Below are 19,799 nucleotides of genomic sequence, written 5' to 3' on the forward strand. Positions count from 1 at the left end.
CGGCAACTCAGGCGGCAAGTCCGGTAGCGGCAACTCGGGCGGCAAGTCCGGTAGCGGCAACTCGGGTGGCAAGTCCGGTAGCGGGAACCAGGGCGGCAACGGCGGCGGCAACTCAGGCGGCAAGTCCGGTAGCGGCAACTCGGGTGGCAAATCCGGCAGCGGCAACTCGGGTGGCAAGTCCGGTAGCGGCAAGTCGGGTAACGGCAGCCAGGGCGGTAACTCTGGAAACGGCCAGGGTGGCAACTCTGGGAACGGTCAGGGTGGCGGCAACTCGGGTGGCCGGAGCTAAGTGCGGCCAGCGTCCCACCAAGGAGCGGAGGCGGTCCAATGGCTGTAGCACCCGCTTGGGGGTTCGGCAAGACGTCACAGACGCCGTCGCGAAGCGTCGCGGAAGCCTGGGGGATCGGGAGGGGTCCACGCGCCACGCCCCGTAACGAGAGCCGCGTCGCGCCCCCAGATGTCGCGGCCGAGCGCGTGCTCCCGTCGAACTCAACCGGTGAATGGGGTGGCTTCGTACGGCTCCTCGTGTGCTTCGCACTGACCGTAGCCATCGAAATGGGGACAATCCCCGTTACCGGTTCCGTGATTGCGTGGCTACCGCCGTTCCTCGTGGCATACGTCGTCCTTCTCACCGTCGCGCCACAAATGGTGCCCGCACTGCGCAAGCCAGATCTCATCATCGTGCTGGACATCGTTGTGATTACGTTCATCGTCATGATGTCCGGAGATCTCGGGAGCCCGTTCCTCTACCTCTACTATCTCGCCATCCTCGAAGCGGCGGCTCGGATGGACCTCAAACAGGCTTTCGCCGCGGCGACAGCCACGGCGGCGACGATCGCCCTGCTGTGGACCTGGATGGGACAGGGGAGCCCTCTTGGTCCGAACGGGGTCCACATCGGCGCGTTTGTCGGAGGTGGCTTCTTTCTGGCGCTGTACTTCGGCACGCTCATTCAGGAAGGCCGTACGTCGGCGCGACTCGCGCGTGCCTATGACACGACGTTAGAGGGATGGTCCCGCGCGCTCGACCTCCGGGACGAAGAAACGGAGGGCCATACCCGCCGCGTTGCCGAACTCACGCTTCGCCTGGGCCGCACCCTGGGACTATCCAAACCCGATCTTGTGCAACTGTGGCGAGGAGCGCTCCTCCACGACATCGGCAAGATGGGTATCCCCGATGCCATCCTCCACAAACCGGGCCCCTTGACGGAGCATGAGACGGCCGTGATGCGCCATCACCCGGTGTATGCGTACGAACTTCTCGCCCCGATCGAGTACTTGCGGCCGGCGCTCGACGTTCCCTACGGTCACCACGAAAAGTGGGACGGAACAGGATACCCCCGAGGTCTCAAGGGCGAGCAGATCCCGCTTGCCGCAAGGATCTTCGCCGTCGTGGACGTGTGGGACGCGCTTCGCTGGGATCGGTGGTACCGCTCCGCTTGGACCCTTGAGCAAACCCGGCAGTACCTCCGGGAGCAGACCGGCACACACTTCGACCCGCACATCGTGGACGTATTTCTCCGTATGGTTGAAGACACGCAGTGACAACGGGTGCTCCGCGAGGCGCCGCGAGAAGCTCGCGGTGACTCCCTGAGGGTACCACTCACGCGAGGAGCGCGGCGAGCGCCGACATGTAGCGGCGCCCCAACAAATTAATCTCCTCCCGTCCCGCCTTCGCCCCGTTGCCGTCGACGCCGGCGACCGGGATGTGCTCGCCGATCCGCACCCGGATCGTGCCGCGTCGAAGCCGGTGTGCCCCGCGGGGGAGCACCTCGTCCGTGCCGGTGATGGCGACCGGCAACAGGGCTGCGCCCGTGCGGAGCGCGAGCAGCGCGGCACCGGGTTCGGGCGGGCGAAGCTCCCGGCCAAACGCGCGGGTGCCCTCCGGGAACATCACCAGGACCCCCCCGTCGGCGAGAATCTTGAGCGCCGTGCGTAGGGCCTGTCGATCGGCCTCCCCCCGGCGCACGGGAAACGCGCCGCACGCGCTGATCCACCAGCGCACACCGGGCACCCGGAACAGCTCCTGCTTTGCCATGAACGTGACGCGGCGGCGCAGCGCCGAGCCGACGACGAGGGGGTCCAGATCGCTGCGGTGGTTGCTGACGACGATCACCGGACCCATCGCGGGCTCGTGTTCCCGCCCGTCCACGCGGAACCCGAACCACCACCGCAGCACGGCGCGGGTAATCATCCTGGACAGGCTATAGACCACGAACGCGCTCCGCGAGTGCGAAGATGCGGTCCACGACCTGCTCGACGCTCAGATCAGTGCTGTCGATCACGACGGCGTCCGGCGCCACCCGCAACGGCCCCACCGTGCGCGTGGTCGCCGCCCGGTCGTCCTCGTGCGCGATCCGGCGGACGTCCTCAATCGAGACCATCTCTCCGGCCGCCGCCATCTCCGCCTGCCGGCGGCGCGCCCGGGCATCGAGCGAGGCGGTGAGATACACTTTGACCTGCGCACCCGGGAGAATCACCGATCCGATGTCGCGTCCATCCATGACCACTCCCCCGGACGTGCCGAGCGCGCGCTGGAGGTCCCCTAGCACGGCGCGCACCTCCGGAACGCCGGCGACCTTTCCGACGACCCGGTTCACCGCCACGGTCCGAAGATCGTCGGTGACGTCCTCACCGTCCACGGTGACTTGGGTGCTCCCATCGGACCCGGTCTCGACGCCGAGGCCGATCTCACGGGCCACGGTGGCGAGCGCCGCGGGGTCGTCCATAGAAACGCCGCGGCGGAGGGCCGCAACCGCCACTGCGCGGTACATCGCTCCGGTGTCCACGTATCGAAAGCCGAGGCGCCGCGCCACCTCGCGCGCCACGGTGCTCTTGCCAGATCCCATCGGGCCGTCGATCGCCACCGCGATCTCGGAGCTCGTCGCCACGGATTGTCGAATTCGGGGTCGGCGCGGATCGCTCCTACAGAATGCGCGACGTTGACGCGTGCCGGCGCATTCCGTTACGATCGTACAGGATGCCCCGCCTGCCCCGCCCTGTGCTCGTCGGTCTCCTGGCGCTGCTCGCCCTCCGCCTGGTGATCGCTGCCGCACTCCCGCTTGGCGACGACGAAGCGTATTACTGGGACTGGTCCCGACACCTCGCCCCAGGTTACGTCGACCACCCGCCAGCGATCGCGCTGCTGATCTGGGCCGCACGACACTTGACCGCGAACCCAGGCCTCGCGGTCCACGGGGTCGCGGCGGTGCTATCGTTCGTCACGTCACTGGCCGTGTACGCCCTGGCGCGCGATGTGCTCGGCCGGCCGGAGGCGGCCGCCTGGGCAGTCGTTGTGTTCAACGTCGTGCCCGTCTTCGCCGGCGGTGCGGTGCTCGCGGCACCCGACGCGCCACTCGGGCTGTGCTGGGTGCTTGCGTTGCTCTGGGCGTGGCGGGCCGTGCATCGGCCTGGGCGGGCGGTGTGGGCCGCGGCCGGCTTGTGGACGGGGCTCGCCCTGCAGAGCAAGTACACGGCCGTGTTCCTTCCCCTGTCCATCGGGGCGTGGCTCGCCCTCCACCCCACCCATCGCCGCTGGTGGCGGCACTGGGAGCCATACGGGGCGCTAGCGCTCGCGGTCGCCGTTTTCGCCCCGGTCGTGTGGTGGAACGCCGCGCACCACTGGATCTCGTTTGCGATCGACGTCGGCCGGCCAGGCTGGTCGGGTCGCGGCAACTTCCCGACGTTCGTCGGGTTGGAGCTCGTTTACCTCGGACCGCTCATGCTCCCCGCGCTGCTTTGGGCACTCGCGGTGGCCGCGCGGCGTGGCCTCGCCGGAGACGACGCGTGGCTGTTTCTGGCCGCGGCAGGCATCCCGGTCATTGTCACCATGTTCGCGGTCAGCGTGTTCGGCGAGGCGAAGGGGCACTGGGCGGCCCCCGGATACGTAACCGCGACGATCGCGCTTGCGGGCCTCGCGACGGAACGGCCGTGGCGGGTCCGGCGCGCGGCATGGCGCGGCACCGCCGTCGCCGTGCTCGTCTCCACGCTACTGATCACCGCGTTGATCTATGCGATCCCGGCGATCGGTCCGGCCCTCCTGCCGCCTCACCTGGATCCCACCGTGGACTACGTGGGATGGCCGGCGGCCAGCCGTGAGATCGTCGCGGCCGGTGCCCGCGGCGCCCGCGGTCCCTACTTTATCACCAGCGACCGCTATCAAGTGATGGCGCAGTTCGATCTCTACACGAACGACCGATACACGACCACCACCATCACTGGCGAAGATCAGTACGGCGTCTGGGCGGCGTGGCCGGCGCTTCGCGGACAAGACGGCCTGTTCGTCACCGACGGACGGTACGCGATCCAGGTGGACCTGCGAGAGGGGTGTCGCGCGCTCGAACCTGCGCCGCCGGTACCGGTGAGTCGAGGCGGAACCGTCGTGCGCACCCTCGGGTTGGTGTGGTGCCGCGGATTTCTCGGGCACCCCATCCCGCCGCTCCACCTACGCACGCGCTAGCGGTCGCGACGCCAACCTCGAGTGCTCAGTCCCGCCGAGAACCCGATCGCAGCAGCAGGAGCACCAGACCGCCGAGGATGAGCACCACCGGGAACACCTGATCCTGGACGATGGGAAGGAAGAGCCGCAGGTTTCGAAGCAGCAGATAGACGCCGCCCAACACGAGCAGCCAGCCGAGCATGCGGAGCCGCCGGTCGTCCCCCCGCTCGCTCGGGGGTGGGGCCGCGCCGGGGACGTCCGGACGTTCTGGCAGCGGCGCCTCCGGGACGATCAGCACCGTCACGAGGTACAGCAACACCCCGAGACCGTTCCAGGCCGCCAGCAGCACAAATCCCAACCGGATCGGGTTGCTGTCCACTGCGAAGTACCGCCCGAGCCCGCCACAGACCCCGGCGATCCAGTAGTCCTCACGCGACCGGTAGAGCTTCCGCCCCACTCGTCCACCGCCCGGCCCGACGACCTCTGCGAAGCGCACGGCTGGAGCGGAGCCGAACCCGTGCGGCTACTCCACCCTTAGAGCACCGCCGCCGCACCGACGACGTGCTGAACCACGACACCCATCCAGTGGAGCACATCCTCGAGATCCGTGCGCGCCGACAAGCTACGGGCCGCGACGAGCGGCGCGGACTGCAGCAACCGGCCCTCCTCGTAGAAGTCGACCTCGCCCACGCGGGCGCCGCGGCGGATCGGCAGCGTGAGGTGTCGATCGACGACCACCCGTCGTACCGGTTCCGTCTCCCCGCTCACAACGCCGTACACGGGCGCGGGCACAACTCCCAGGAGGAGGCCGTCCCCTCCGCGCACTTGGATCGCCGCCATTTCCTCCCCAGCGCGCGCGAGTTCGATCGAACGGTAGTGGTCAAATCCGTACGACAGCAACCGCTGCGCGTCCCCCCACATGTCCCCGCTATGCAGGAGCACGGCGATGAGCCGCCAGCCGTTTCGAGTCGCGGACGCCACCAGCGTCTCGCCGGACATGTCCACGTACCCGGTCTTCACGCCGTCCGCACCCGCATACCGCGAGAGCAGCCGGTTGTGGTTCCAGAGGACGTGTGCGGGCCCGATCGGCGGCTGAAATCTCCACTCGCGAGTCCGGACGATGTCTTCGAACGTTGGGTTCTGCATCGCAACGCGCGTGATCAGCGCGAGGTCGTACGCGGTCGTGTAGTGGTTCGGATCGTAGAGACCGTGTGGCGAAGTGAAATGGGTTTGCCGCGCCCCCAGGCGCTTCGCCTCCGCGTTCATGCGGGCAACAAACGCGGGCACGGACCCTGCGACCCCTTCTGCGACCGCGAGGGCGACGTCGTTGCCGGACTGGAGCATCAGGCCGTACAAGAGATCGTGCAGCGAGATCTTAGCCCCCTGCGGCAGCCCGACGACGGACCCGACACGGAACTTGGCCACCTCCGGGCTGATCGTGATCATCGAGTCGAGCGGCATGCTCTCCAGTGCAACGAGCGCCGTCAGCACCTTCGTCGTACTGGCCGGGGGCCACACGAGGTGCGGATTCCGGCTGTACAGCACCTCACCGGTCCGGGCGTCCATCAGCAACGCGGCGGTCGCGGTGACGCGAACCGGCGCAACTACCGGAGCCTCCCGACGGTACTGCGCCATCAGCCACGGCTTCGCCGCGATTGTCGCGGCCGCGCCGCCGACGGGTCGCGGGGTCCCGGCCGCAGTCGCCCGCACGGTCCCGCCTGGGGTCGCATGCGCCGTCCTCCCCGGGATCGCCCGCACGGTCCCGCCTCGGGTCGCGTGCACCGTCCTCCCCGGGATCGCCCGCGCGGTCCCGCTGAGCGCTAGCGGGAGCACGAGCAACCCGGCGCACAGCGCCGCGAGGCCCCTAGGACGCAGGATCGGGAAGCGACGGCTGGCGATCATTGGCGGAAAGCGACGGAAGCGCTCCGAGATCCTTCAGTCCGAAGTACCGTAGAAACCCTTCGGTGCTGCCGTACAGAATCGGTCGGCCCGGGCCGGGGCGGCGCCCGACCTCGCGGATCAACCGCCGATCTTGCAGCTTCGTCAGGTGATACGCTGAGTGCACGCCGCGGACTGCATCGATCTCGGCGCGCGTGACCGGCTGCCGGTACGCAACGATCGCCAGCACCTCGAGGGTCGCGCGGGTGAGCGGCTCCAGTTCGCTCATGCGGAGCATCCGCTGCACGTAGGGGCCGTATTCCGGACGGGTGCACAACTGATAGCCGCCGGCGACCTCCTGGATCTGCAGCCCCCGCCCTCCGTACTCGACCTGCAGCGCCGCGAGGGTGGCGCGGATCTCGTCCTCGCCAACGTCCAAGACCTTGCGGAGTTCCCCGACCCGTGCCGGTCCGCCCTTCGTCAGCAGCAGGCACTCGATCGCGTTGCGGACCTCCGTGTTGCCCTCGCGGCTCGGCCGCAACACCTCATTCCGCGCTTCCGGCCGCGCCGTATCGAGCGCCACGCGCCCGTCTCCACCGCGGGGTATCGCGGTGCCGTTGTCCCACGATTCTCCGTCGCTCATGACTCCTCCACCACCAGCATGACTTCGATCTCCGCGAACGCCTGGGCCTGCCGGGCACGAATGCGCCGCTGCTTAATCAGTTCTAACAGGGCAAGGAACGTCACGATCACCTCGAGGCGGCTCGCGCCTGCCCGGAAGAACCGCCCGAAGCCCAATGCGCCGCCCGCCAGCCGGAGCATCTGCACGACGGCGTCCATCTTCTCCCCGACCGTGAAGCGCTCGCCGGCGATCTCGCCGGGGAGGTTGACGGCGCGTTCCAACACCTGCGCAAACGCGGTGAACAGGTCGCGAAGGGTGACGCCTTCGAGCAGGACGTCGCCGTCCGGCTCGCGCGCATCCGCGGGCCGTGCGAACACGCGGCTCTGGAGATCCTCCAGTACCCGAAGCGCCTGGGCGGCATCGCGAAACTGGAGATATTCCGCCATCTGCGCGCCGAGCCGTTCTCCAAGGTCGGAGGCTCCGGTTTCCTCGACGGCGGGGGGCGTATCGGCGGGGGGCGCCTTCGGGACCAGCGTGCGGGCCTTCAAGTCGGTCAAGACCGCGAGATGGACGAGCGTCTCGGACGCGTCGTCCAGGTCGTGGTGGGCGCGGACACGAGCCAAAAACTCCTCGGCGATCTCACGCAGTGGCACCCTCTGCAGATCTACCTGACCGCGATAGGCCAAGCTGACAAGGAGATCCAGGGGGCCTTCAAACGCGGCGCACTGCACCTGATAGACCACGACCATCCTCCGACCGCTGCTGCGACTAAGATGCTCCGATGCTGCTACGTCTACGGCCCCTCACGGTGCTCGCGCTCTCTTCTCCGTCTCCCTCGGGGTTCCTGCTCCCTCGCGCGGGTTCTTTCGACCGCGAGCGCGCCGCGGGGACCGTGCCTCCCGGATGGCACTACGGCCCCGCGAAGCCCCCGGTGCTAACCGCGTACAACCACCGCGCCGCGGGCAACATCACCCGCCCCACGACGCCGGTGTATAGCAGGAGCATCAGCACGATCACCCCGTACTGTTGAAACTGCGCATACGCGTAGGCCTGCTGCGCCGGCAGCACCGCCGCCAGGATGCGCGACCCGTCCAGCGGGGGGATCGGGATGAGGTTGAAGATCGCCAGGATCACGTTGATCCACGCTACGAGCGCCAGCACCTCCAGCAGCAGCGTCGAGTCGGCGGGCACGACCATCCGGCCGAGCACGCCGACGAGAAACGCCACCGTGATGTTGGCCAGGGGCCCCGCAAGCGCCACTTGGAGCATCCCCTGCCGCGGGTTCTGAAAATTCGCGGCGTTAACCGGCACGGGCTTGGCCCAGCCGAACCCGAACAACACGAAGAACAGCGTCCCCAGAATATCCAGGTGCACCAACGGGTTGAGGCTCAACCGCCCCAGGTGACGGGCGGTCGGATCGCCGAGGCGGTCGGCGACGAAGGCATGGGCGAATTCGTGGCACGTCGTCGCTACGATGACCGCCCCGAGGGTCATCGCGAGCACGAGCGGGTGTGTCGCCAATCCGGTGAGCATCGACGCGGGGGGCGCTATGCGGGCGGAACGTCCCGCGCCAGCACGTCGTCGATCGTTTCCCGCGCCACGACCACGCGCGCGCGGCCGCCGCGCACGAACACCACCGCGGGACGCGGATAGCGATTGTAGTTGCTGGCCATCGAAAAATTGTACGCGCCCGTGCTGAACACCGCGAGCAGATCGCCGGCGCGGGGTTCCGGCAGCCGGGCGTCCCAGATCAACACGTCGCCCGACTCGCAGCAGCGGCCGGCGATCGTCACGGTCGCCGCGCGGGGTTCGTCGAGACGCTCGGCAAGTACGCTATGATACCGCGCCTGGTAGAGCGCCTGGCGCGGGTTTTCGTACATCCCTCCGTCGACCGACACGTACGTGCGCACCCCGCGGATCGGCTTGATTGCGCCGACCGTGTACAGCGTCAGGCCCATGTCGCCGACGATCGAACGTCCCGGCTCGATGAGCAGCCGCGGCAGCGGGAGCCCGTGCTGCTTCGCGCCCCGCCGCACGACCGCCGTCACCGCCTCGACAAACGTCGGAACCGCGAGCGGATGGTCCTCGGGCAGGTAGCGCACGCCCGGCCCGCCGCCGAGGTCGAGATCCTCGACCACGACCTTGCGGTCTCGCGCCATCCACGCGGCAAACTCGACCATCGCCTGGGCCGCCTGCACGAACGGATCGAGGTCAAAGATCTGCGACCCGATGTGACAGTGAATGCCGCGCAGACGCACCCCCGCTATGTCGAGGGTCCGCGCCACGGCATCGCGCGCGGTCCCGTCCAGCATCCCGAACCCAAATTTGCTGTCCACGCCGCCCGTCTGGATCGCCTCGTGGGTATGTGGCTCGATCCCCGGCGTAAGGCGCAGGAGCACGTCGGCGGTCCGCCCCGTCTCCCGCGTCAGCGCGTCGAGCAGTTCCAGATCGTAGAAGTTGTCCACCACGATCCGACCGACCCCCGTGTCGAGCGCGTCCCGCATCTCCTCGGACGTCTTGTTGTTCCCGTGCACCAGGAGGTGCGAAGCGGGGACACCGGCGCGGAGGGCCGTGGCCAACTCCCCAGAGGACACCACGTCCAGGTAAAGCGCCTCGTCGTAGGCCAGCCGACACATCGCCATGCAGCAAAACGCCTTGCTTGCGTACACGACCTGCGGGTTCGGGTAGTGCGCCCGGGCCGCGTCGACGTAGGCCCGGCACCGCTCGCGAATCCGGTCTTCGTCCATGACGTACAACGGAGTCCCGAACTCGCTGGCGAGCTGGGACGCGGGAACGCCGCCGATGTGGAGCTTGCCTCCTCGCGCCTCGCCGAGGAGCACCTGCTGCCGTTCATCGACCGCCGGTCTCGTGTCCACCCGCCGCCACCCCCCGGAGATACGAGCGCGCCGGCCAGGAGACCCCGGGCCGGCAGTGCCACGATAGCACGGCGGGGGGCCCGGTGCAACTGCGCCCGGCGGGGCCCGCGGCCGCGGCGATACCTCGCGGCGCCGCTCCGGCGCGGCGCACAGGGAATTTCTTTCGGCCCGTCCAACGTACGTCGCAAGGGAGGCGATGATGATGCGCGAGACCGTGATCCTTAGTGCGGCGCGGACGCCGATCGGACGGTTCCAGGGTGGACTTTCGTCCGTCCCCGCGCCGCGGCTGGGTAGCGTCGCCGTCGCGGAGGCCGTCCGCCGCGCGCGGGTGCCCGCCGACCAGGTGGACGAGGTCTATATGGGGATCATTCTCACCGCCGGCCTGGGGCAGGCCCCGGCCCGACAGGCGGCGATCTATGCGGGACTGCCGAACACGGTACCGGCGACGACAATCAACAAGATGTGCGGCTCCGGGCTCAAGGCGGTGATGCTGAGCGCGCAGGCCATCCAGGCCGGCGACGCGGAGATCATCGCCGCCGGCGGCATGGAGAACATGAGCGCGGCGCCCCACTTGCTCGACCGCGCGCGGAGCGGATATCGGCTCGGACACGGAACGCTCGTCGACTCGATGATCCGCGACGGCCTGTGGGACGCGTTTACGGACCAGCACATGGGGAACTGCGCGGAGTTGCTCGCGCGCGAGTACCACATCTCGCGTAGCGATCAGGACGCCTTCGCGGAGCGCTCATACACGCGGGCGCTCGCCGCGATGGACGCCGGGGAGTTCGCGCGGGAGATCGCGCCGGTCGAGGTCTCGAACGGACGCGGTCCGGCCGCACGTGTGGTCGAGGACGAGGAGCCGCGTCGGTTCGCGCCCGACAAGATGCGCGCGCTGCGCCCGGCGTTTGAGGAAGGCGGCACGGTCACCGTCGGAAACGCCTCGTCGATCAGCGATGGCGCCGCCGCGGTGGTCGTGGCGTCCGCGGACGCGGCGCGGCGCCTCGGAGCCCGCCCGATCGCCCGCATCGTCGGTCAGGCGGTTTCCGCCACCGCGCCGGAGTGGTTCACGATCGCGCCGGCGGCGGCGATCGAGAAACTCCTCGCGAAGATCGGGTGGACGAAGGACGACGTGGACCTGTACGAGATCAACGAGGCGTACGCCGCAGTCGTGCTCGCGGTCGCGCACAAGGTCGGCATCGACTTGGACCGCGTGAACGTCCGCGGCGGCGCCGTGGCGCTCGGGCATCCGGTCGGCGCGAGCGGCGCGCGGATCCTGACCACCCTCCTGCACGCGATGGAGGAGCGGGACGCACGCCGCGGAATCGCCGCGGTCTGCCTCGGCGGCGGAGAAGCGGTCAGCCTGGCGGTGGAACGGGTGCCGCGGGCTGGTGCCCCTGCGCCGAGTTTTTGACTGCGCATCACCCCGGGTTAACGTTGCCGTGGTACGCTCCGGCCGAACCTAGACGGACGCGGAGGCGGCGACATGTGGTCGATCCATCCCGACCAAGAGTGGGCCGCGGTGATCCTGTTCGTCGCGGCGTTGGCGGTCGTGCTCGCGCTCCAGTTCTGGCTTGTCGCGTCTGGTCGACTTCGCATGCCCTACGATCTCCTCGACTCGGACGCGGGCATGTGGATCAGCGACGACGATCATCCCTGGCCGCTCTCGAGTCTCGCGCCACCCGGGGATCTGCGCGCGGCGGCGGAGCCACGGGCCCCGGGGCGGTCGGAGTTGCCCGGACCCGCGCGCCTGCGCCGAGACGGCCCACCCCGTCATCCTGGGGGCGACGGATCGAGCAAGGACGCCGCATAGCCGCCGGAATCGGCGCCGCCGGCGCAGGAGCAGGTGGAACCGTCGCCTGAGTTGGCGCGGCGCTACGTCGCCGCGTTGTCCGGATCGTCGGACGCGTCCACGCGTTCGGACCCGGCCCCGACATCGGGGCCATCGACCGGCTCGGACCCAACCGGGGTATCGAGCACGTCGGCGGCCGCCATCGACTGGACGCGGCGTGCCACGATCAAGAAGGCCGTGTGTGCCACCATGCGATGCGCCGGGCGCACGCTGCGGCCGTCGATGTTCCACGGGCGCAGCAAGACCTCGACCACCTCGACGAGCGCGAACGCGCCGGATGCCCGCAACACCTCGACCGTGCGCGCGCCCTGGAGGATCGTCGGGACGTACGCGAGCAGGATCCCGCCGGGCACGAGTGCCTCGGCCGCCTGGGGCACGACGCGCCACGGCTCCGGTACGTCGAGCACGATCCGATCGAGCGGCCGGTCGTCGGGCAGGATCGCTTCGTACACATCCTGGTGCCGCGTGATGAGCGTGTCGGCCGCCCCGAGGTACCGGTGGATGTTCCGTTCCGCCGTGCGGGCGAAGTCGTCACGGATCTCGTAGGACACCACGCGCCCCACCGGTCCCACGGCGCGCAGCAACGCCATCGTCAGCGCCCCCGAGCCCGTGCCCGCCTCGAGCACGCGGGCACCGGGGAAGACGTCCGCGAGCATCAGGATGGCACCGAGGTCCTTCGGGTAGATGACCTGCGCGCCACGCGGCATCTCGAGCACGAACTCGGCAAGCGTCGGGCGGATGACGAGGAACCGCTCCCCCCGCGTGGACCTCACCGTCCCGCCCTCGTCCCCGCCCAGCAGTTCATCGTGGGCGATTTTGCCGCCGCGCATATCGCTCGCGCCGCCCGCCTTGAGCGTGATCATATAGCGCCGCCCACGGCGGTCGATCAGGACGATGGGGTCCCCGTCGCGCAGGGCGCCGGACGGCACGGTCGAGGGTCTCGCTACTCCCCCGCCGGAGGCGCGGGGACCGCGGGCTGGAGAGGATCCGTTGCGGGCGCGTCCTGCGGGGGAACCGAGGCGGCCGCGCGGCGAACGCGCATCCGTTCGGCCGCCCGCTCCGTCATCCGGCAGAACGCGCACACTTCGGCGGTGGTCGGCTGGCCGCAGTGGATGCAATCCCGGAGGACCGCGGTGTCCTGAGCGGCGACCAGGGGTCTGCCGCGCTCGAGAAAGCCCCAGTACAGGCTCTGCTTCGTGCCGGGCGCCGCCTGCTCAAGCAGGTTCAGCGCCTCCTTGTACAGGAGGCTCTTCGCGCCGACGCTGTTCGGGCACTCCTCGACGATGTAGTCGATGCCCCGGATGATCGCGTGGGCCGCCGCCTCGCGCTCGGCGATCCGGTACAGCGGCTTCACCTTGCGGGCCAGCCGCGGGTGCGTGCTCGGCAGCACGGGCGCCTGACGGGCCAGGTACTCGGTCTGCCAGTGCAGCAGGTTCCCAAACAGCACCGCCGCCTCGTCGTCGAGATTGTGGCCGGTCGCGACCACGGTGAAGCCACGATCCACGGCCACGCGGTTGAAGAGATACCGTTTGCTGAGCCCGCACGCGGAGCAGCTGACGCGCCGGGTCGCCCGGGCAAACTCCTCGACGCTCATGCCATAGTCCTGGGGGATGTCCGCGACGAGCAGCTCCGCGCCCTGGGCGTCGGCGTAGGCCACCGTCTTACGATACGACTCCTGGGAGTAGTCCCCGATGCCGAGGTTGATGTAGAGCCCGGTCGCCGTGTAGCCCAACCGGCGGAGCACGTCCCAAAGCGCGAGGCTGTCCTTCCCGCCCGACACCGCCACCAGCACCCGGTCGTCGCGCGTGAACATCCGCTCGCCCTCGATCGCCCGCTCCACCTGACGGTCGAAGAACTCGATGAAGTGCTCGTTGCAGAACGCGGTGTGGTGCCGGCGCACCTCCACGGACGCGTCGCCCCGGCAACGCTGACAGCGCATCAGGCGGCTCCCCCGGACACGACGGGGCGCAGCTCGATCGTATCGTCGTCCGAGACCTGCGCGTCGTGCGTCAGGAGCTGCGCGCCGCGGATCACCAGGACCGACTCGGGATTGACGCCGAGCTCGAGGAGCACCTCCCGGACCCGACGGCGTCCGGCGACCTCCACCTCGCGCTTCTGGTGCCGGATCAACACCTTCACGCGGTCACGCCCCTCGGCTTGACGTTGTTGCGCACCCAGGTCACGATCTGCTCGAGTGACGTCCCGGGCGTGAAGACGGCGGCGATGCCCGCGGCGTGGAGACCCGGGATGTCGGCATCGGGGATGATGCCGCCGGCGAAGACCTTGACGTCCGTTCCCCCCTGCGCCTGAAGCAACCCGATGATTCTGGGCAACAGCACGTTGTGGGCGCCCGATAGGATACTCAACCCGATCGCGTCCACGTCCTCCTGGATCGCGGCCGAGGCGATCATCTCGGGCGTCTGGTGCAGCCCGGTGTAGATCACCTCGAACCCGGCGTCCCGAAGTGCGCGGGCGACGATCTTCGCGCCGCGGTCGTGCCCATCGAGGCCCGGTTTGGCCACCAGAATCCTGATCTTCGATGCAGTCATACTGTCATTATCCCACAGGGCGCGCGGGACGGACAAGACACGGCCGCGGCGCGGTCCCGGCAAGGGGCGGCGCCGCCACCCGGAGACGGTGTCGGGTCCGCGGCAACCCTACAACACGGCCTGCTCGCGGTACTCGCCATACACCTGGCGGAAGACGTCGCAGACCTCTCCGAGGGTGACGCAGGCGCGCACGGCGTCCACGATCGCCGGCATCGTAGTGCCGCCGGACTCCGTGACGCGCCGGAGCGCGTCCAGGGCGCGCCCGGCCGCGGCGCTGTCTCGCCGGGCCCGCGCACACCGCACGCGCTCGACCTGGCGGCGCTCGACCTCGGGGTCCATGGTCAGGATCGGGATCGGGGACGGTTCGTCTTGCACGAACGCGTTGACGCCGACCACGACCTTCTCGCCGCGTTCGAGCTGCTGCTGGTACCGATAGCTCGCGTCCGCGATCTCCCGCATCGGGTACCCGCGCTCAATCGCGACCAGCATCCCGCCCATCTCGTCGATCTTGCGAATGTACGCATCCGCCTCGGCCTCGACCCGATCGGTCAGCGCCTCGACGAAGTACGCGCCACCGAGCGGGTCAACGGTGTCGGTCACCCCGCTCTCGTGCGCGATGATCTGTTGCGTGCGCAGCGCGACCGTGGCGGCCTCCTCGGTGGGCAGCGCGTACGTCTCGTCCATCGAGTTGGTATGCAACGACTGGCACCCGCCGAGCACCGCGGCGAGTGCCTGCAGCGCGGTGCGCGCGATGTTGTTCAGCGGTTGTTGCGCGGTCAGGCTGACGCCGGCGGTCTGGGCGTGCGTCCGGAGCATCCACGACCGGGGGTTGCGGGCACCGAACCGCTCCCGCATGATCCGCGCCCACATGCGCCGTGCCGCCCGGAACTTGGCCACTTCCTCGAAGAAGTCGTTGTGCACGTCGAAGAAGAACGACAACCGCGGCGCGAACGCGTCGACGTCCAGCCCCGCCGCGATCCCCGCGTCGACGTACGCGATCCCGTCCGCGAGCGTGAACGCCAACTCCTGGACCGCGGTCGCCCCCGCCTCGCGGATGTGGTACCCGCTGATGCTGATCGTGTTCCACCGAGGGACCTCGCGCGTGCAGTAGACCAGGATGTCCTGGATCAGTTTCATGCTCGGTCGCGGCGGGACGATCCACTCTTTCTGGGCGATGAACTCCTTGAGCATGTCGGCTTGAATCGTGCCGCCGATCGTATCGAGCGGGATGCCGCGCGACGCCGCGACCGCGACGTACATCGCCAGGAGCACGTTCGCCGGCGCGTTGATCGTCATGGAGGTGGTGATGCGGTCGAGCGGCAGGTCGCGCAGCAGCGCGTCCATGTCCTCGACCGTGTCCACCGCGACCCCCTCGCGGCCCACCTCGCCGAGGGACCTCGGGTGGTCGGAATCGTATCCCATGAGCGTCGGCATGTCGAACGCGACCGACAGCCCGGTCTGGCCCTGCGCAAGGAGGTAGCGAAAGCGCGCGTTGGTGTCCTCGGCGGCGCCGTACCCCGCGAACATCCGCATCGTCCATAGGCGGCTGCGGTACATCGCGGGGTGAATCCCGCGGGTAAAGGGGTACTCGCCGGGAAAACCGACGTCGCGCGCCGGATCGTGGGACGCGAGGTCCTCCGGCCCGTACAGACGCCCGATCTCGAGATCGGAGACTGTGCTGAACCGCTCGGCGCGCTCGGGTTGCCGCGCCAAGACCTCGCGCAGCGGCCCCCGCTCCCACCGCTCCCGCGCGGCCCGAAACCGTGCCAGCTCCGACCGGTCCATCACGTCCTCCCCGCGTCCCTGCCATCCATCCCTGACAGCGTAGCACGAACTGGGCCGCCGGAGCACGCCGGCGCGGCCCGAGCCTGTGGGCCGCTCTACCCCGGGGTGCCGGCCTTGAGCCGGCGCACCTCCTCGGTGAGCAGCGGCACGATCTGGAACAGATCGCCGACGAGCCCGTACGACGCGATTTGGAAGATCGGTGCCTGCGGATCCCGGTTGATCGCCACGATGCAGCGTGCTCCCGACATCCCGGCTTGGTGCTGCGGGGCGCCGGAGATGCCGCACGCGATGTAGAGCTGGGGGTTCACGGTCTTCCCGGTCTGACCGATCTCGTAGTCGTGCGGCACCCATCCCGAGTCCACGGGTGGCCGGCTCGACCCCACGGCCGCCCCGAGCGCGGCCGCCAGTGCGCCGAGCAGCGCGAAGTGTTCGGGGCCCTTGAGCCCGCGCCCCCCGGAGACGATGATGTCCGCCTCGGTCAGCGGCACGGTCTCGCGCGCGACCGTGCGGACCTCCACGACCCGCGTCCGCACGGTCGCGGGGTCGACCGCCACGGGCACGGACACGACCTCGGCGCTCCGCGCCGGATCGACTGGCACCGGGGTCATGACGTTCGGGAGCACCACCGCGATCCGAAGCCCCTCGGCGCGGAACCCCACGCGCGCGATCGCTTTGCGCGTCATCACTGGGCGCGTCGCGACGATCCGCCCGTCTTCAAGATCGACCGTCCCACAGTCGCTCACGATGCCGGCGCCGGTCCGCGCGGCGAGGCGCGGCGCGAGATCCCGGCCCCACGCGCTGCTCCCGATCAGCAACAGCGCCGGGTGCGCATCCGTCAGCATCGGCGCCACGACCGCCGTGTACGCGTCGGTCGTGTAGCGTTCCAGCACCGCCGCGTCCGCAAGCAGGACTCGATCGGCGCCGTGTACCGCGAGGTCGCCGGCGATCCCGCCGATGCCGCTGCCGAGCGCCACCGCGACGACCCGGCCGCCGAGCGCGTCCGCGAGCTGCCGCGCCTTCCCGAGGAGCTCGTAGGTCATCTTGCGGAGCAGCAGCCCGCCTCCCGTGGGAGACCGGTCGTCGGCGTACTCCGCCAGGACCCAGATGTCGCGGCCCGCCGTGTCCGCGCTCACAGGACCTTGGCCTCCTCGTGCAACACGCGGACGAGCTCCTTGACGGCTGGCCCGGGCTCGCCCTCGATGATGCGGCCGGCCTGCCGCTTCGGAGGCGGCGTGAGCCCGAGCACCTCGACTCGGGAGCCGCCGGCCGAGTCCGCCGTGAGGCCGAGGTCCGCGAGCGTCTTCGCCGTAACCGGCGTCCGCTTCGCCTTCATAATCCCCGGCAGCGACGGGTACCGCGGCTCGTTGATGTTGCGCTCCACGGTCACCACCGCGGGCAGCGCGACCTCCAGCACCTCGACGGCGCCCTCGACCTCGCGGTGCGCGGTGGCCCGCCCGTCGCCCAATTCCAACGTGGTGACCGCGGTCGCCTGCGGCAGGCCGAGATACTCCGCGAGCGCCGACCCCACGACCGAGGCGTTATCGTCGGTGGCGAGTTTGCCGCACAACACGAGATCGTGGGGCAGTGGCGCGATCGCCGCCGCAAGCACACGGGCCACCCCGAGGTGGTCGAGCCCGCCGAGCGCCGGATCCTGCACGTGGATCGCGTGATCCGCGCCCATCGCGAGCGCGGCCCGCAGGGCCTCGACGGCGCGGGCCGGGCCGGCGGTCACCACCGTGACGGTCCCCCCCGCCCGCTCCTTGATGCGGAGCGCCTCCTCGACCGCGTGTTCATCGTAGTAGTTCATGACGAAGTTGAGGCCGGACTCCTCGACGCCGCGTCCGTCGCCCCGGATGCGGATCGGGGCTTCGGTGTCCGGGACGTGTTTCACGCACACGACGACGTCCATCGGTTCGACGCTCCTTCTTCGTGCCGTGGATACCCGCGGGCGCGCCGCGGGTTACTGGTCGCCGAGGAGATGCCGGGCGATCACCATGCGCTGGATCTCCGACGTGCCTTCATAGATCTCCGTGATCTTGGCGTCGCGCATGTGCCGCTCCACCGGGTAGTCCTGAATGTAGCCGTAGCCGCCGTAGATCTGCACCGCCTGCGTCGCCGCCCACATCGCCGTCTCCGACGCGAACAGCTTGGCCATCGAGGCCTCGCTCGTGTGCCGGCGCCCCTGATCCCGGACCCACGCGGCCCGGTACGTCAGCAGTCGGCCGGCCTGGATCCGGGTCGCCATGTCCGCAAGCTTAAACTGGGTTGCCTGGAACTCCGCAATCGGCCGGTCAAACTGCCGGCGCTCCTTCGCGTACGCGACCGAGTCCTCGAGCGCGGCGCGCGCGATCCCGAGCGCCTGAGCCGCAATGCCGATCCGGCCGCCGTCGAGGGTCGCCATCGCCACCCGGAAGCCCCGGTCGCGTTCGCCGAGGAGGCGGTCCTTCGGCAGGCGGCAGTCTTGCAGCACGATTTCGCACGTACTGCTGGCGTGAATCCCCAACTTGTGCTCGATCTTGCCGACCGACAACCCAGGATCGCCCTTCTCCGCGATGAACGCGCTGATGCCGCGGCTGCGGGCCTCCTCGCCGGTCCTAGCATAGACGATCAGCACCTCGGCCTCGACGCCGTTCGTCACGAAGATCTTGGTCCCGTTAAGGACCCACGTGTCCCCGTCGGCGCGCGCGGCCGTCCGCAGCGCGCCCGCGTCGGACCCGGCCGTCGGCTCGGTCAGGCAGTAGCATCCCAGCCGGCGGCCGCGCGCAAGATCGGGCAGGTACCGTCGCTTCTGCGCCTCGGAGCCGAACGCGAGGATCGGGTAGCAGTCGAGCGAGTTTTGCACCGAGAGCACCGCGGCAAGCGCGGCCTCCGCGCGGGCAATCTCCTCGATCACGATCGCGTACGAGATCGTGTCCATCCCGCCGCCGCCGTAGGTCTCCGGGACGAACACGCCCGTCAGCCCGAGGTCGCCCAGTTCCCGGATCAGTTCAGGAGGGTACCGGCCGGCGCGATCGAGATCCGCCGCGAGCGGCAGCAACCGCGACGTCGCCCATTCGCGCACCGTGGACTGGACGAGACGGTGCTCCTCGCCGAGGTCGAACTCCACGCAATCACCTCGAACGGGTATTCGTCCGCGGCCGGGAGCGGTCCTGCGCGCGGCGCACCGCCCCATGCAACGGCGGGTCGGTCGACATCCGTTCTCCCGCGCGCACCGGCACGCCGAGCCAGTTGGCCGCAGGCGGTAACGGACAGCTCCACCGCGGGTCGTACGCGCACGACGGGTTGTACGCGAAGTTGAAGTCGAGCACGAGCCGGTCGCCCCGGGATCCGAGGTCCGCGCCCTTGACCGTATCCAGCACGTAGCGGCCGGCGCCGTAGCTCTCCCGGCCGCTCGTCGCGTCTCGGAACGGCAGCAGCACCCCGCCGCCGTATCCCTCCACCCAGTACAGGTCAAGCGTGAAGATCCGGCCGCGCAGCGTGAACGACGCCGCGGCAAACCGGGTCATCGAAAACGCGCGGCCGTCGGCATCCGCGAGCTCGACCGGCGCCGGCGCGCGGCGACGAACCGCGGCGAGCACGCGCGCCTGCGGGTCGTACGGAAAGTAGGACAGGCCGGCGAACCGCCGGCGGGCCCCCGGCGGCAGCGGCGTTTGGGGATGCGCGGCGAACAGCGCGTCGCGGACCGCGCACCAGCGCCGCCAGGCCGCCCGCACGTCGCGGGCCGCACGCACCTCACGATACATGTCGACGATCCGGCGTTTCCAGTCGAGGAGATCGAGGTGCGGATCCGCCACAGGGCTCGCCG

At 69.7% G+C, this 19,799-nt stretch carries 22 protein-coding genes; 5 read left to right on the top strand and 17 right to left on the bottom strand.

The window, feature by feature from the left end; translation table 11 throughout:
• Positions 1–289 (top strand): hypothetical protein (locus tag VKZ50_19040; protein ID HLJ61826.1); only part of this gene is annotated, 289 nt, incomplete at its 5' end.
• Positions 290–327: 38 nt separating this feature from the next.
• Positions 328–1,542 carry an HD-GYP domain-containing protein gene (locus VKZ50_19045; protein ID HLJ61827.1) on the top strand — a complete coding sequence of 405 codons (1,215 nt, stop codon included), beginning with the start codon at positions 328–330 and terminating at the stop codon, positions 1,540–1,542.
• 58 nt (positions 1,543–1,600) lie between these two features.
• Here VKZ50_19045 and VKZ50_19050 read toward each other — a convergent pair whose 3' ends face one another.
• Together VKZ50_19050 and cmk are read right to left on the bottom strand one after the other, a co-directional pair.
• The gene (locus VKZ50_19050) at positions 1,601–2,212 is read right to left on the bottom strand and encodes a lysophospholipid acyltransferase family protein (protein ID HLJ61828.1); all 612 of its coding nucleotides are present in this window, start codon (positions 2,210–2,212) and stop codon (positions 1,601–1,603) included.
• Positions 2,202–2,888 carry a (d)CMP kinase gene (cmk, locus tag VKZ50_19055; protein HLJ61829.1) on the bottom strand — a complete coding sequence of 229 codons (687 nt, stop codon included), beginning with the start codon at positions 2,886–2,888 and terminating at the stop codon, positions 2,202–2,204. The genes VKZ50_19050 and cmk overlap by 11 nt, the downstream gene beginning before the upstream one ends.
• Before the next feature lie 89 nt (positions 2,889–2,977).
• Between cmk and VKZ50_19060 the strand changes: the two genes are divergently transcribed.
• Positions 2,978–4,456 (top strand): glycosyltransferase family 39 protein, encoded by a 1,479-nt coding sequence (locus VKZ50_19060; protein HLJ61830.1) that lies wholly within the window; start codon positions 2,978–2,980, stop codon positions 4,454–4,456.
• A gap of 25 nt (positions 4,457–4,481) precedes the next feature.
• Here the strand turns inward: VKZ50_19060 and VKZ50_19065 are convergent, their stop codons facing one another.
• The 6 genes from VKZ50_19065 to lysA all read right to left on the bottom strand — a co-directional run bounded on the left by VKZ50_19065 (position 4,482) and on the right by lysA (position 9,811).
• On the bottom strand, positions 4,482–4,892 hold the full coding sequence (locus VKZ50_19065) for a PspC domain-containing protein (GenBank protein HLJ61831.1): 411 nt from the start codon (positions 4,890–4,892) through the stop codon (positions 4,482–4,484).
• Between the two features lie 77 nt (positions 4,893–4,969).
• Positions 4,970–6,337 carry a D-alanyl-D-alanine carboxypeptidase family protein gene (locus VKZ50_19070; GenBank protein HLJ61832.1) on the bottom strand — a complete coding sequence of 456 codons (1,368 nt, stop codon included), beginning with the start codon at positions 6,335–6,337 and terminating at the stop codon, positions 4,970–4,972.
• Entirely contained in the window at positions 6,300–6,956 is a 657-nt protein-coding gene (gene scpB, locus VKZ50_19075; protein ID HLJ61833.1) for an SMC-Scp complex subunit ScpB, read from the bottom strand. The genes VKZ50_19070 and scpB overlap by 38 nt, the downstream gene beginning before the upstream one ends.
• The gene (locus VKZ50_19080) at positions 6,953–7,678 is read right to left on the bottom strand and encodes a segregation/condensation protein A (GenBank protein ID HLJ61834.1); all 726 of its coding nucleotides are present in this window, start codon (positions 7,676–7,678) and stop codon (positions 6,953–6,955) included. The genes scpB and VKZ50_19080 overlap by 4 nt, the downstream gene beginning before the upstream one ends.
• 166 nt (positions 7,679–7,844) lie before the next feature.
• Positions 7,845–8,456, bottom strand: coding sequence for a site-2 protease family protein (locus tag VKZ50_19085; GenBank protein ID HLJ61835.1), 612 nt, complete (start codon positions 8,454–8,456; stop codon positions 7,845–7,847).
• Between the two features lie 26 nt (positions 8,457–8,482).
• On the bottom strand, positions 8,483–9,811 hold the full coding sequence (gene lysA, locus VKZ50_19090; protein HLJ61836.1) for a diaminopimelate decarboxylase: 1,329 nt from the start codon (positions 9,809–9,811) through the stop codon (positions 8,483–8,485).
• Positions 9,812–10,010: 199 nt separating this feature from the next.
• On the opposite strand from lysA, the gene VKZ50_19095 reads away from it, so the two are divergent.
• Together VKZ50_19095 and VKZ50_19100 are read left to right on the top strand one after the other, a co-directional pair.
• A complete protein-coding gene (locus tag VKZ50_19095) occupies positions 10,011–11,222 on the top strand; it encodes an acetyl-CoA C-acyltransferase (protein ID HLJ61837.1) in 1,212 nt (403 codons plus the stop codon).
• A gap of 72 nt (positions 11,223–11,294) precedes the next feature.
• On the top strand, positions 11,295–11,621 hold the full coding sequence (locus VKZ50_19100; GenBank protein HLJ61838.1) for a hypothetical protein: 327 nt from the start codon (positions 11,295–11,297) through the stop codon (positions 11,619–11,621).
• Positions 11,622–11,683: 62 nt separating this feature from the next.
• Here the strand turns inward: VKZ50_19100 and VKZ50_19105 are convergent, their stop codons facing one another.
• The 9 genes from VKZ50_19105 to VKZ50_19145 all read right to left on the bottom strand — a co-directional run bounded on the left by VKZ50_19105 (position 11,684) and on the right by VKZ50_19145 (position 19,788).
• Positions 11,684–12,589 carry a tRNA (adenine-N1)-methyltransferase gene (locus VKZ50_19105; protein ID HLJ61839.1) on the bottom strand — a complete coding sequence of 302 codons (906 nt, stop codon included), beginning with the start codon at positions 12,587–12,589 and terminating at the stop codon, positions 11,684–11,686.
• A gap of 14 nt (positions 12,590–12,603) precedes the next feature.
• Positions 12,604–13,599 (bottom strand): ATP-binding protein, encoded by a 996-nt coding sequence (locus VKZ50_19110; protein ID HLJ61840.1) that lies wholly within the window; start codon positions 13,597–13,599, stop codon positions 12,604–12,606.
• A complete protein-coding gene (locus VKZ50_19115) occupies positions 13,599–13,799 on the bottom strand; it encodes a MoaD/ThiS family protein (GenBank protein ID HLJ61841.1) in 201 nt (66 codons plus the stop codon). Before VKZ50_19115 ends, VKZ50_19110 begins: the two co-directional genes overlap by 1 nt.
• Positions 13,796–14,209 (bottom strand): cobalamin B12-binding domain-containing protein, encoded by a 414-nt coding sequence (locus tag VKZ50_19120; GenBank protein HLJ61842.1) that lies wholly within the window; start codon positions 14,207–14,209, stop codon positions 13,796–13,798. The genes VKZ50_19115 and VKZ50_19120 overlap by 4 nt, the downstream gene beginning before the upstream one ends.
• Positions 14,210–14,317: 108 nt before the next feature.
• Complete coding sequence (locus VKZ50_19125; protein ID HLJ61843.1) at positions 14,318–15,994, bottom strand: methylmalonyl-CoA mutase family protein; 1,677 nt, start codon at positions 15,992–15,994, stop codon at positions 14,318–14,320.
• A gap of 95 nt (positions 15,995–16,089) precedes the next feature.
• Positions 16,090–17,127, bottom strand: coding sequence for an electron transfer flavoprotein subunit alpha/FixB family protein (locus tag VKZ50_19130; GenBank protein HLJ61844.1), 1,038 nt, complete (start codon positions 17,125–17,127; stop codon positions 16,090–16,092).
• Complete coding sequence (locus VKZ50_19135) at positions 17,124–17,903, bottom strand: electron transfer flavoprotein subunit beta/FixA family protein (GenBank protein ID HLJ61845.1); 780 nt, start codon at positions 17,901–17,903, stop codon at positions 17,124–17,126. The genes VKZ50_19130 and VKZ50_19135 overlap by 4 nt, the downstream gene beginning before the upstream one ends.
• Positions 17,904–17,954: 51 nt before the next feature.
• Positions 17,955–19,100 (bottom strand): acyl-CoA dehydrogenase, encoded by a 1,146-nt coding sequence (locus tag VKZ50_19140; GenBank protein HLJ61846.1) that lies wholly within the window; start codon positions 19,098–19,100, stop codon positions 17,955–17,957.
• A 4-nt stretch (positions 19,101–19,104) separates the two neighbouring features.
• Entirely contained in the window at positions 19,105–19,788 is a 684-nt protein-coding gene (locus VKZ50_19145) for a DUF1684 domain-containing protein (GenBank protein ID HLJ61847.1), read from the bottom strand.
• Between the last annotated feature and the right edge of the window lie 11 nt (positions 19,789–19,799).

The sequence above is a fragment of the bacterium genome, from assembly GCA_035295165.1.
Classification (GTDB): domain Bacteria; phylum Sysuimicrobiota; class Sysuimicrobiia; order Sysuimicrobiales; family Segetimicrobiaceae; genus JAJPIA01.

Coding starts and splice junctions, on each gene's coding strand:
- VKZ50_19060 (HLJ61830.1), top strand. CDS start 2,978: ATGCCCCGCCTGCCCCGCCCTGTGCTCGTCGGTCTCCTGGCGCTGCTC.
- VKZ50_19045 (HLJ61827.1), top strand. CDS start 328: ATGGCTGTAGCACCCGCTTGGGGGTTCGGCAAGACGTCACAGACGCCG.
- VKZ50_19110 (HLJ61840.1), bottom strand. CDS start 13,599: ATGCGCTGTCAGCGTTGCCGGGGCGACGCGTCCGTGGAGGTGCGCCGG.
- VKZ50_19125 (HLJ61843.1), bottom strand. CDS start 15,994: ATGGACCGGTCGGAGCTGGCACGGTTTCGGGCCGCGCGGGAGCGGTGG.
- VKZ50_19070 (HLJ61832.1), bottom strand. CDS start 6,337: ATGATCGCCAGCCGTCGCTTCCCGATCCTGCGTCCTAGGGGCCTCGCG.
- VKZ50_19135 (HLJ61845.1), bottom strand. CDS start 17,903: ATGGACGTCGTCGTGTGCGTGAAACACGTCCCGGACACCGAAGCCCCG.
- scpB (HLJ61833.1), bottom strand. CDS start 6,956: ATGAGCGACGGAGAATCGTGGGACAACGGCACCGCGATACCCCGCGGT.
- VKZ50_19120 (HLJ61842.1), bottom strand. CDS start 14,209: ATGACTGCATCGAAGATCAGGATTCTGGTGGCCAAACCGGGCCTCGAT.
- VKZ50_19100 (HLJ61838.1), top strand. CDS start 11,295: ATGTGGTCGATCCATCCCGACCAAGAGTGGGCCGCGGTGATCCTGTTC.
- VKZ50_19095 (HLJ61837.1), top strand. CDS start 10,011: ATGATGCGCGAGACCGTGATCCTTAGTGCGGCGCGGACGCCGATCGGA.